The organism is Serratia sp. DD3 (genome assembly GCF_000496755.2).
The window spans coordinates 26,078-38,059 of record NZ_AYKS02000108.1 but is presented as its reverse complement, the minus strand read 5'-3'; the positions used below and the strand labels follow the sequence as shown (position 1 = coordinate 38,059).

The 11,982-nt window shown below is 50.6% G+C and carries 9 protein-coding genes; 6 read left to right on the top strand and 3 right to left on the bottom strand.

What is annotated here, in order from left to right:
• Nucleotides 1–116 precede the first annotated feature (116 nt).
• The 3 genes from der (at nucleotide 117) to IO95_RS20275 (ending at nucleotide 2,985) form a co-directional block, all read left to right on the top strand.
• Complete coding sequence (gene der / locus IO95_RS20285; RefSeq protein WP_023489171.1) at nucleotides 117–1,604, top strand: ribosome biogenesis GTPase Der; 1,488 nt, start codon at nucleotides 117–119, stop codon at nucleotides 1,602–1,604.
• 113 nt (nucleotides 1,605–1,717) lie between these two features.
• On the top strand, nucleotides 1,718–2,674 hold the full coding sequence (locus IO95_RS20280) for an AEC family transporter (protein ID WP_023489172.1): 957 nt from the start codon (nucleotides 1,718–1,720) through the stop codon (nucleotides 2,672–2,674).
• An 89-nt stretch (nucleotides 2,675–2,763) separates the two neighbouring features.
• The gene (locus IO95_RS20275) at nucleotides 2,764–2,985 is read left to right on the top strand and encodes a zinc ribbon domain-containing protein (protein WP_023489173.1); all 222 of its coding nucleotides are present in this window, start codon (nucleotides 2,764–2,766) and stop codon (nucleotides 2,983–2,985) included.
• A gap of 207 nt (nucleotides 2,986–3,192) precedes the next feature.
• On the opposite strand, the gene IO95_RS20270 is transcribed toward IO95_RS20275, so the two are convergent.
• Nucleotides 3,193–4,275 carry a LacI family DNA-binding transcriptional regulator gene (locus IO95_RS20270; RefSeq protein ID WP_023489174.1) on the bottom strand — a complete coding sequence of 361 codons (1,083 nt, stop codon included), beginning with the start codon at nucleotides 4,273–4,275 and terminating at the stop codon, nucleotides 3,193–3,195.
• Between the two features lie 128 nt (nucleotides 4,276–4,403).
• A complete protein-coding gene (locus IO95_RS25405; RefSeq protein WP_023489175.1) occupies nucleotides 4,404–4,604 on the bottom strand; it encodes a hypothetical protein in 201 nt (66 codons plus the stop codon).
• 74 nt (nucleotides 4,605–4,678) lie between these two features.
• On the opposite strand from IO95_RS25405, the gene IO95_RS20265 reads away from it, so the two are divergent.
• Entirely contained in the window at nucleotides 4,679–7,042 is a 2,364-nt protein-coding gene (locus IO95_RS20265; RefSeq protein ID WP_023489176.1) for a TIM-barrel domain-containing protein, read from the top strand.
• 45 nt (nucleotides 7,043–7,087) lie between these two features.
• On the opposite strand, the gene xseA is transcribed toward IO95_RS20265, so the two are convergent.
• Nucleotides 7,088–8,470 (bottom strand): exodeoxyribonuclease VII large subunit, encoded by a 1,383-nt coding sequence (gene xseA / locus IO95_RS20260; protein ID WP_023489177.1) that lies wholly within the window; start codon nucleotides 8,468–8,470, stop codon nucleotides 7,088–7,090.
• 169 nt (nucleotides 8,471–8,639) lie between these two features.
• Between xseA and guaB the strand changes: the two genes are divergently transcribed.
• The gene (gene guaB / locus IO95_RS20255) at nucleotides 8,640–10,103 is read left to right on the top strand and encodes an IMP dehydrogenase (RefSeq protein WP_023489178.1); all 1,464 of its coding nucleotides are present in this window, start codon (nucleotides 8,640–8,642) and stop codon (nucleotides 10,101–10,103) included.
• 102 nt (nucleotides 10,104–10,205) lie between these two features.
• Nucleotides 10,206–11,783: a glutamine-hydrolyzing GMP synthase gene (guaA, locus tag IO95_RS20250; RefSeq protein ID WP_023489179.1), complete on the top strand. Its 1,578-nt coding sequence runs from the start codon at nucleotides 10,206–10,208 to the stop codon at nucleotides 11,781–11,783.
• Nucleotides 11,784–11,982: the final 199 nt, after the last annotated feature.

Here is an 11,982-nt window from a genome sequence, read left to right as displayed (position 1 = left end):
ATGACGTGAATAACGGCTCCTGATGTCAGGGGCCGTTTCGTATTTTTAAACTGTGCTGCCAATATCTATTCGGTTTTACAGTAACACATTGATTATTAAGTAATGAGGCTTCAACCATGATACCTGTCATCGCGCTGGTCGGGCGCCCGAATGTGGGTAAATCCACCTTGTTTAACCGTTTAACGCATACTCGCGATGCGTTGGTGGCGGATTTCCCTGGGCTAACGCGAGACCGTAAGTATGGTCGTGCTGAAGTAGAGGGTAACGAATTTATTGTTGTTGATACCGGGGGTATTGACGGAACCGAAGATGGTGTAGAAACCCATATGGCTAGTCAGTCGTTGCTGGCTATCGAAGAGGCAGACATCGTGCTGTTCATGGTGGATGCCCGTGCCGGGTTGATGCCAGCAGACCAGGGGATTGCTCAGCATTTGCGTAGTCGTCAGAAAGCCACCTTCCTGGTTGCCAACAAAACCGATGGTTTGGATCCCGATAGTGCCACGGCAGATTTCTATTCGTTGGGGTTGGGGGAGGTTTATCCGATTGCGGCCTCTCATGGCCGTGGGGTGACACAACTGATTGAACACGTCATGGTGCCCTTTGTTCCGCCAAAACCGGAACTCGTTGAGCTGAGTGAAGAAGAGGCCAATGCGGCTTATTGGGCAGAGCAAAATGGCGAGCTGACCGATGACGAAGGTGAAGAGCCGGAAGATGATTTCAACCCGCAAGATTTGCCGATCAAGCTGGCGATTGTTGGCCGCCCTAACGTCGGTAAGTCTACGCTAACCAACCGCATCCTGGGTGAGGAGCGTGTGGTGGTATATGACATGCCCGGTACCACCCGTGACAGTATCTATATCCCGATGGTACGTGATGAGCGTGAATATGTGTTGATTGATACTGCCGGGGTGCGAAAGCGTGGCAAGGTGACTGAAACCGTCGAGAAATTTTCGGTAATCAAGACACTGCAAGCGATCGAAGATGCCAACGTGGTGCTGTTGGTTATTGATGCCCGCGAAGGTATTTCCGATCAGGATTTATCACTACTTGGTTTTATCCTCAATAGCGGGCGTTCGCTGGTGATTGCCGTCAATAAATGGGACGGCATGAGTGAGGAAGACCGGGAACATGTTAAAGAGATGCTTGATTTGCGTCTGGGCTTTGTCGACTTTGCCCGGGTGCACTTTATCTCTGCCCTGCATGGTAGCGGTGTAGGCAACCTGTTCGAATCGGTACAGGAGGCTTACGAGTGTGCTACCCATCGGGTTAATACCTCAATGCTGACCAAGATAATGCAGATGGCGGTTGATGACCACCAGCCACCGTTGGTACGTGGCCGTAGGGTGAAACTGAAATATGCCCATGCGGGTGGATATAACCCACCGATTGTGGTGATCCACGGTAATCAGGTCAGCGAATTGGCGGACTCCTACAAACGCTATCTGATGAATTACTTCCGCCGTTCATTGAAAGTGATGGGCACACCAATCCGCATCCAGTTCAAAGAGGGGGATAACCCATTTGCTGGTAAGCGTAATACCTTGACCCCTAATCAGATGCGCAAACGTAAACGCTTGATGAGTCACTTGAAAAAATCAAAATAAGACAGTAGAGCAGCAATCTTAAGGCATCAACACCTGAGATTGCTGCTGCTTGAAGAGTGACAGGTATATCATTTGCCAATGAGTTTTTCTTGCTGACTTAGCTAAGGAACGCCATGTCTTGGGAAATATGGAGTTTTGCATTTGGTGTTACCGTACCGAATCTGTTGATGTTATTGCTAGGTATCTGGCTGCGTCATCGGCGAATAATGGATGATTTTTTTATCGATGGGGCAACCAAGCTGGTATTCAACTTGGCGTTACCCTGCCTGCTGTTTTTTAGTATCGCCAATAACCATCCTCAGCTACGTGATAATTTGACCCTGGTGATTTTTGGTGCGGTGGGAACCACCGGGACCTTCCTGTTACTGGAATTTTCTGCCAAGTGGCTGGTGAAAAACCCTCGTGAGCGTGGCGTGTTTGTACAGGGCGGGTTCCGTGCCAATAACGCGATTATTGGCCTGGCTTATGCCATAACCGCCTATGGAGAGCAGGGGAAGGCCATTGCCCCGATGTATCTTACGGTCACTGTTGTTTTGTATAACGTCCTGTCGGTTATTACCCTGACGCGCAGTTTGCAGGGGGGGCCAGGGCAGAAGATCAATCCCCTGGCACTGTTGCGCAGCATTGTGAAGAATCCGCTGATCTTAGGCCTGCTCAGTGGGGTGGCCTATGCACAGACTGGGCTGGGTATGCCGCAATTTATTCAACAAACCGGCAGCTATATTTCTGGTCTTTCATTGCCACTGGCGCTGTTATGCACCGGGGCCAGCCTTGATCTACGAGCCATGTTCCGCACTTCCAATGTCGCAGTGCTTTCATCGTCAGCGAAACTGTTTTTGATACCATTACTGATGACCGCTGGTGGGTGGCTATGTGGTTTCCGTGGGGCAACATTGGGCATTATCTTTATGTTTTCGGCTTCTCCCACCGCCGCTGCTAGCTATGTAATGACCCGAGCGATGGGGGGCAATGCCACCCTGGCAGCAAATATTATTGCCATCACCACGGTGGGTTCATTCTTTACTACCGCCTTGGGGATCTATTTTTTACGCTCTTGGGGGCTGATTTAACTTTTAGCCTGATAGCGTTGCGTTGAACGACACCATGAGTCTTGCGGTGATTGCTGGCGTGGTGATGTATTGGTAAACCAGGAGGAAAAATGGACGCTTTATGCCCCGCTTGTGGCCAGCCGATGAATTGGGTCGACGGCGATTATCATTGTCAAATCTGCCAACGTCACTATCGGCAGATTGCTGAATGCCCCGACTGCGGGCAACCGTTGCAGCAATTGAAGGCGTGTGGGGCGGTGGACTACTTATGCCAACAGGGCCATGGCTTGATTTCAAAAAAGCGCGTGAAGTTCAGCTACCAACCCCGCTGAGAATATACCCAAGTTCAATCAATTTGCAGGTAGGCGGCCACTGAACGAATCCCGATGAGCTTACTAGAGTAAGTGATTCGGGTGAGCGACAAATCCGCCTGGAGCGGATTTGAACGCTGCTTGCAGCGGCCCCGAAAGGGGCGAGCCTCATGGATGAAGCGAGTAACTGCAGCCAACACCGCTGTAGTTTGATTGGCGACGGGTATATTAGTCATCGTAGAGCCGATTATGGTGGGTACTCACTGCAGGTGATACTTTATTCGGGCTCAGGCGTTTTACCGAATCCCGCACCACCAAACGCCCGTGCAGTAACAAATTGCAGGGGGGAGCATTTGGGCGTAACATCCGCCGCTGTAATAGTGCAATCGCTTCAGCACCCAGTTCATCGCGAGGAACATGGACCGAGGTCAGCGCAATATTATGGACCTCAGCCAGGTTGAAACCGTCGGTACTCATAACGGAAATTTTTCTCGGCACATTGATATTCATCTTTTCGATCGCGTTTACTGCGCCCACCGCCATATAGTCACCACCCACCAGAATGGCTGTGGGCAATTGTGCCGGGTCGCTAATCCCATTGATAAATGTGGTTACTGCCTGTTCCGCCTCTTCACTACCAAAGCCAGAGGTGGTGACCAGATGCTGACTATCAATAAAGGGAACATTATGCCGCGCATAAGCCTGCTTGATCCCTACCAGACGGAGTTCCATGGTATTACGCCGCAAGCATTGCAGATTGAGAATGCGGCTATGCCCTTGCTGGAACAGATAGTTGGCAGAGTACTCGCCAATTAATTGATGATCAGGGGAAACACTATCCAGGCGCATCTGGTGGTCACTGCAATTGATCAGAATACAGGGTTTATTCAGATCGGCCGCCAGCGTATGGATATGTTCATCATCAATACCGATCAGTAACACCGCTTCCGTTTGCGGATCGTTCATTTTCTCTAGAAATAGAGCACTGTTGCTTTGTTCCTCCTCCAACCCGTAATAGCGGATCCTGACATCATGTTCAGCCAGTGCGCTAGCTATTCCCTGGATCACTTTGTAGTAGAAAATGTCGCTACGCACATCAAAAGCACGTTGTGGGGCAAACACCGCCAGGTTATTCAACATCAACCTGCCGTTGGAGATCCCCTGCAAAATACCATTTTGTTGGGCACAGGCCAGCACCTGTTGCCGAGCTTTAGGGCTGGTATTGGATTTCCCTGCCAATACACGTGACACGGTACTGATGGAAAGCCCAGTTTGCCGGGCGATTTCTTGTATTTTTAATTTTCCATTCATTTTGTGATTCCGCTCAAATTAGTTGATGAAAATATTTTCACAAAAATAATTCATTATAAAAAAGTGGGTTATAAGCACGATGGCAATACTTTACTTGATTTGTGAGAATTTTTGCAAAAATTACTATTTCACTCATAGACCTCACTGGTTAGTCTATTTGGAAGGCTAAATTTCTCAGCCCGGGTTTTGAGACTGAATGGCATTTTAAATGCGATTAAATCAAAGCCTGGTAGAAAAAGTGGTGCTATCTCTTTGCGATTCGCCACAAAAATGCTGCCAGTACCGGTGAAATTAACCGTGACTGCAGCGGAAAAACGCATTGTTGCCATGGGCTTTTTGACCTGGTTGGTTTGATCGCGGAACGTGGCAAAAAACCTTCACCTACTCTCTAAGTTGGATTGATATGAAAACGTTAAAAACTTGGACGCTAGCCGGGCAATATGCCGACCGTATTGAACTGCTGGTCGATAAACAGCATCTGTTGTGTCTGTATGTACTGGAAAACAATCTATTTCGCGTACTGATTAAGCGCCACGGTGAGCTGGCGCTGGATCGTACCTGGAGCATTGCACCGCAACAAGATGTCCCTTGGCAAGGGCGTGATCGCCAGAGTGTGGACGGCTTTAACTTACCGGGTTATCAGTTGCAACAGCATAAGGAAAGCCTGACCGTCGCCACCGCGAAACTGCGTGTTACGGTACACCAGCCACTGTGGCTGGAGTGGGAATATTGCAATGATGCCGGTGAGTGGCAACCGTTGGCGGCTGACCGCCCAACCAGCGCTTATCTGCTCAACGCTCATGGTGACGGTGTCGCGCATTATCAGCGCCGTTACAAAAATGAGCGTTACTACGGGCTTGGGGAAAAAGCTGGGGACTTGGAGCGGACAGGGCGCCGTTTTGAGATGCGCAATCTGGATGCGATGGGTTATAACGCAGCCAGTACCGACCCACTGTACAAACATATTCCCTTCACCATTACTCGCCGTGATGATGTCAGCTTTGGTTTGTTCTATGACAACCTGAGCAGTTGCTGGTTGGATTTAGGTAATGAGCTCGACAACTATCACTTGGCTTATCGCCGTTATCAGGCTGAAGCTGGGGACCTGGATTATTATATGTTCCTCGGGCCTAAAGTATTGGATGTCACCAAAGCCTTTGTCCGCTTGACCGGTAAAACCCTGTTTGGGCCGAAGTGGAGTTTGGGTTACAGCGGTTCCACCATGCATTACACCGATGCCCCAGATGCTCAACATCAGCTGCAGCAGTTTATTAAGTTATGCCGTGAACATGCGATCCCTTGTGATTCGTTCCAGCTCTCTTCCGGTTATACCTCGATTAATAACAAGCGTTATGTCTTTAACTGGAACTACGACAAAGTGCCGCAGCCGAAAATGCTTAGCAAAGCATTCCATGATGCTGGGTTAAAACTGGCGGCCAATATCAAACCTTGCTTGCTACAGGATCACCCGCAATATCAGCAGGTGGCTGACCAGGGCTTGTTTATCCGTGACTCGCAAAGCGACACGCCTGAACGTTCAGTGTTCTGGGATGATGAAGGTTCACACCTGGACTTTACCAATCCTGAAACGGTGCGCTGGTGGCAGAAAGGGGTTACCGAACAGTTGCTGGAAATGGGCATCGACTCCACCTGGAACGATAACAACGAATATGAAGTGTGGGATGGTGAGGCACGCTGCTACGGTTTTGGCAAACCGATTGCCATCAAACATATTCGCCCGGTGATGCCGTTACTGATGATGCGCGCGTCAATGGAAGCACAGCAACAGTTCGCACCAAACTTGCGTCCTTACCTGATTTCCCGTTCTGGTTGTGCGGGGATGCAACGCTACGTGCAGACCTGGAGTGGTGATAACCGTACCAATTGGCAAACTCTGCGTTACAACATCCGTATGGGGGTGGGCATGAGTTTATCCGGGTTATATAACGTTGGGCACGATGTGGGCGGGTTCTCTGGTGATAAACCCGATGCAGAACTGTTTGTACGCTGGGTACAAAATGGTGTGATGCATCCCCGTTTCACCATCCATTCATGGAATGATGATGCGACGGTGAACGAGCCATGGATGTACCCAACGTCAACGCCGATGATTCGTGACGCGATTAATCTGCGTTATCAACTGATGCCGTACTTCTACACCCTGTTGTGGCAGGCTAGCGCAGATGATGAACCGATGTTACGTCCCACCTTCCTCGACCATGAACATGACCAGAATACACTGCGTGAGACGGATGACTTCTTAATGGGCCGTGACCTGCTGGTAGCTAGTGTGGTTGAACCTGGGCAACGTCAGCGTGAGGTGTATCTACCGGATAACACCGATGGCTGGTACTGCTTCTACAGCGGTCAGTGGTATAGCGGTGGTCAGACTATTGTGGTGGATGCGCCTTTGGAACGCTTACCGTTGCTGGTACGTGCTGGGGCCGGATTACCGATTTCTCACTACTTGGGCCATGTGGATATTGCTGCCGATAATTACCGTGAACTGCGGCTGTTCCCAACCAAGGGCACCGGGCGTTCTGCGGGGCTGCTATTTGAAGATGATGGCGAGAGCCATGGTTGGCAGCAAGGCAATGCGTTGTGGCTGCGTTGGCAGGCAGTGACTGATAACCAACGTATTGAGTTGACCTTTACCACTGAAGGCCAGTTCAAGCCAACATGGCAAACGCTGAATATTGTTTTGCCTGCGGGTGAAACCCGTGAGCTGTGGGTTAATGGCGCTCGCTGTAATAGCTATACGTTGTAATTGATGTTAGCCCCTGCCGTTATTTAAAAACGGCAGGGGCTACTGCTATTCACGCCGCTCGCTACCTTTACCACGTTGCTTCTTGGTGACGTTGATGGTTTTTATCTCGCTTTCCAGCCAACCATCCTGCAACTGTGTTTTCACTAACTCACCCACTTGCGCCTGCTTGGTGGTTTTCAGTAAATCACCACCCGGTGTTTGCGTTACGCTATAGCCACGAGACAAAGTGGCCAGTGGGCTGACGGCTTCCAACTGGCTGCAAGCAATACCAAACCGTTGACGATAAGCATTAAGCTGCTGCGCCATGCCTTGCTGTAACTGATAGGTCTGCTGCTGAATACGTTGCTGTAACCGGTGTATGCTACCCGTTGGCTGTTGTTGCCGCAGACGCTGTTGCAATTGTTCACTGCGGCGTGAACAGCCGCGCAACTGCCACTGCATGGCTTCTTGCAAGCGCTGTTGTAATTTAAAGAGTCGCGTTTGTTGCCGTGCCAGACGCAAATGCGGGTGTTGCTGCTGCAACCGATGATGAAGGCGGGTGAACTGCTGCTGTCGTTGTGCCAGATAGTAGTCTAGAGCCATTTCCAGCCGTTGCTGCTGTGATTGCCATTGGCGTAATAGCTCCAACTGATTGCGGCTGATCAACTCGGCGGCGGCGGAAGGGGTGGGAGCGCGTAAATCAGCGACAAAATCGGCGATAGTGATGTCGGTTTCGTGCCCAACCGCACTGACAATGGGAATATGGCTGGCAAAGATCGCCCGTGCGACACGTTCGTCGTTAAAGCTCCACAAGTCCTCCAGTGATCCGCCCCCACGGCCGACGATCAACACATCACATTCGTTGCGGCGGTTAGCGGTTTCAATGGCATTCACAATCTGCAATGGGGCTTCCGCGCCCTGTACCGAGGTGGGGTAAATGATAACCGGTAAAGACGGATCGCGGCGTTGCAATACTTGCAGGATATCATGGAGCGCAGCACCACTGGCTGACGTGATCACCCCAACACATTTGGCCGGGCTGGGTAATGCTTGCTTAAACTGCTGCTCAAACAGCCCCTCTTCAGACAGGCGCTGTTTCAACTGCTCGAATTGCTGCTGTAACAAGCCATCCCCTGCGGGCTGCATACTTTCGGCAATCAGTTGATAATCCCCACGGGGTTCATACAACGTAATGCTGGCACGCACCAGAACCTGTTGGCCATTTTGCGGGCGGAAGGTAGTACGGCGGTTGCTGTTGCGGAACATGGCACAACGCACCTGGGCACGCTCATCTTTCAACGTGAAATACCAGTGACCAGAGGCGGGCTGAGAGAAGTTGGAGATCTCGGCGGAGAGCCAAATCTGGCCCATTTCCATTTCCAATAGTTGCCGAACCGTCTGATTAAGGCGGCTTACGGTAAAAATTGAGGGTGCAGTAGGTAGCGACATGTGAGCCAGATCAAATTTCAAAACAGAGACTTAATCGGTTGATACTACCTTGCATTGCAGGGTAATCAAGAGTTTTTATCAGAAAATGCTGGAGGCAATCGGTTACGTTCTGTATAATGCAGCGGCAATATTTTATCTTTTCCCCAACCACCTTGGTGAGATATTGCCCATGCTACGTATCGCTAAAGAAGCTCTGACGTTTGACGACGTTCTCCTGGTTCCAGCCCATTCCACAGTTCTGCCTAATACTGCCGATCTTGGTACCCAACTGACTCAATCTATCCGCCTAAATATCCCTATGCTGTCAGCAGCGATGGATACGGTTACCGAATCCAGCCTGGCCATTGCATTGGCACAGGAAGGTGGCCTGGGTTTTATTCACAAAAATATGTCTATCGAGCGTCAGGCGGAAGAAGTTCGCCGCGTGAAAAAGCATGAAAGCGGTGTGGTGACTGACCCACAAACCGTTACACCGAATACCACGCTGGAGGAAGTGAAAGCCCTGACCGCACGTAACGGTTTTGCCGGTTATCCGGTGGTGACGGACGGTAATCAACTGGTTGGTATTATTACTGGCCGGGATGTCCGCTTTGTTACCGATTTGACCCAACCGGTGACGGCGGTGATGACACCGAAGGAACGTTTGGTGACCGTCAAAGAGGGGGAAGCACGTGACGTCGTTCTGCAGAAAATGCATGAAAAGCGTGTCGAGAAAGCCCTCGTGGTGGATGATAACTTCCGTCTGCTGGGTATGATCACGGTAAAAGACTTCCAGAAAGCAGAGCGTAAACCGAATGCCTGTAAAGACGAGCATGGCCGCTTACGTGTCGGTGCTGCGGTGGGTGCCGGTGCAGGCAATGAGGAACGTATTGATGCGCTGGTTGCTGCCGGGGTGGATGTACTGCTGATTGACTCTTCCCATGGTCATTCCGAGGGAGTATTGCAACGCATTCGTGAAACTCGCGCCAAATACCCAGAGCTACAAATTGTTGGCGGCAACGTGGCGACATCCGCTGGGGCCAAAGCATTGATGGATGCCGGTGTTAGCGCGGTAAAAGTGGGGATTGGCCCAGGTTCTATCTGTACCACACGTATTGTGACTGGCGTAGGGGTTCCACAGATCACCGCGATTGCTGATGCGGTAGAGGCGTTGCAAGGCAGTGGTATCCCGGTGATTGCTGATGGCGGGATCCGCTTCTCGGGTGATATTGCCAAGGCGATTGCTGCCGGCGCATCTTGCGTGATGGTCGGTTCCATGTTGGCGGGGACAGAAGAGTCGCCAGGGGAAATCGAACTCTATCAGGGGCGTTCATTCAAATCTTACCGTGGCATGGGCTCTTTGGGGGCGATGTCGAAAGGTTCTTCCGACCGTTACTTCCAGACTGATAACGCTGCTGATAAACTGGTACCGGAAGGTATTGAAGGCCGTGTGGCTTACAAAGGTATGTTGAAGGCTATCGTGCACCAACAGATGGGAGGCTTGCGTTCCTGTATGGGATTGACCGGTTGCGCCACCATTGATGAACTGCGTACCAAAGCTGAGTTTGTGCGCATCAGCGGTGCAGGTATTCAGGAAAGCCATGTGCATGATGTGACCATTACCAAGGAAGCTCCTAATTACCGCATGGGCTAATATTTCGCCCATTCGTGCAAGAAGCGCCTAGGGGGGAGGGAGTTCCTTCCTCATCCTCAATGTGCTTTTTGCCCTTTTTTCTGTTGCTGGAATTTGCCTCACATGACAAAAAATATTCATAAGCATCGCATTCTCATCCTGGACTTCGGTTCGCAATATACCCAGTTGATAGCACGCCGTGTGCGTGAAATTGGCGTTTACTGTGAATTGTGGGCCTGGGATGTGAGCGAAGAACAGATCCGTTCATTCAACCCGAGCGGCATTATTCTCTCTGGCGGCCCGGAAAGTACCACTGAATTTAATAGCCCGCGCGCACCAGAATATGTTTTTACTGCTGGAGTCCCGGTACTGGGGGTTTGCTATGGTATGCAGACCATGGCGATACAGTTAGGTGGCCATGTACAGGGTTCAAACGAACGTGAGTTTGGCTATGCACAGGTAGAAATGACCAGCACCAGCGCCTTGACTCGCGGTATTGAAGACGCCATCAGCCCGGCAGGCAACCCATTGCTGGATGTATGGATGAGCCATGGCGACAAAGTGACGGCTATCCCGTCTGATTTTGTCACTGTTGCCAGTACCGATACCTGCCCATTTGCCATTATGGCCAATGAAGAAAAACGTTTTTATGGCGTGCAGTTCCACCCGGAAGTGACCCATACCCGCCAGGGCCAGCGCCTGCTGGAACGTTTTGTATTGGACATTTGCGGTTGTGAAGCGTTATGGACACCTGCCAGCATTATTGACGATGCCATTGAGCGTATTCGCCAGCAGGTAGGAGACCAGCATGTGATCCTCGGCTTGTCCGGTGGTGTGGATTCTTCGGTTACCGCCATGCTGCTACACCGCGCTATCGGCAAACGCCTGACTTGTGTGTTTGTGGATAACGGCCTACTGCGTTTGAACGAAGCGGAGCAGGTGTTGGAAATGTTCGGCGACCATTTTGGCCTGAATATTGTCCATGTTCAGGCAGAACAACGCTTCCTGAGCGCGTTGGCTGGCGTTGATGAGCCAGAAGCCAAACGTAAGATTATTGGCCGGGTGTTTGTTGAACTGTTCGATGAAGAAGCCTGCAAACAAAGCCAGGTGAAGTGGCTGGCACAGGGCACCATCTACCCGGATGTGATTGAATCTGCCGCTTCTCTGACTGGCAAGGCTCATGTGATCAAATCGCACCACAACGTGGGTGGCCTGCCGAAAGAGATGAAACTGGGTCTGGTTGAACCGTTGAAAGAACTGTTCAAAGACGAAGTGCGCAAGATTGGCCTGGAGCTGGGTCTGCCATACAACATGCTTTATCGCCACCCATTCCCTGGCCCAGGTTTAGGGGTGCGCGTGTTGGGTGAAGTGAAAAAAGAATACTGCGACCTGCTGCGCCGTGCCGATGCAATTTTTATCGAAGAACTGCACAAAGCGGATCTCTATAACAAGGTCAGCCAGGCATTCACCGTGTTCCTACCCGTGCGTTCGGTAGGGGTCATGGGGGATGGTCGTAAATATGATTGGGTAGTTTCCCTGCGGGCAGTAGAAACCATCGACTTTATGACTGCGCATTGGGCACACCTGCCGTACGAATTCCTCGGCCGGGTCTCCAACCGTATCATTAACGAAGTCAACGGCATTTCCCGTGTGGTTTACGATATCAGTGGTAAACCACCAGCGACAATTGAGTGGGAATAAACAGTCTACTTAACGTATTGATTTAATAAAATTAATGCCATTGATGATTTTTTATATCATTAATGGCATTTTTTATGGTTGATAGAAAATCAGCCAGTAAGAAGTGCATTGATACCCTGTCGGGATAACTATTTTTGCGTGAGACTGTAAACGAGATGGTATCAAGTTTGCCTTACTGGATAGACTGAACGCAATCATC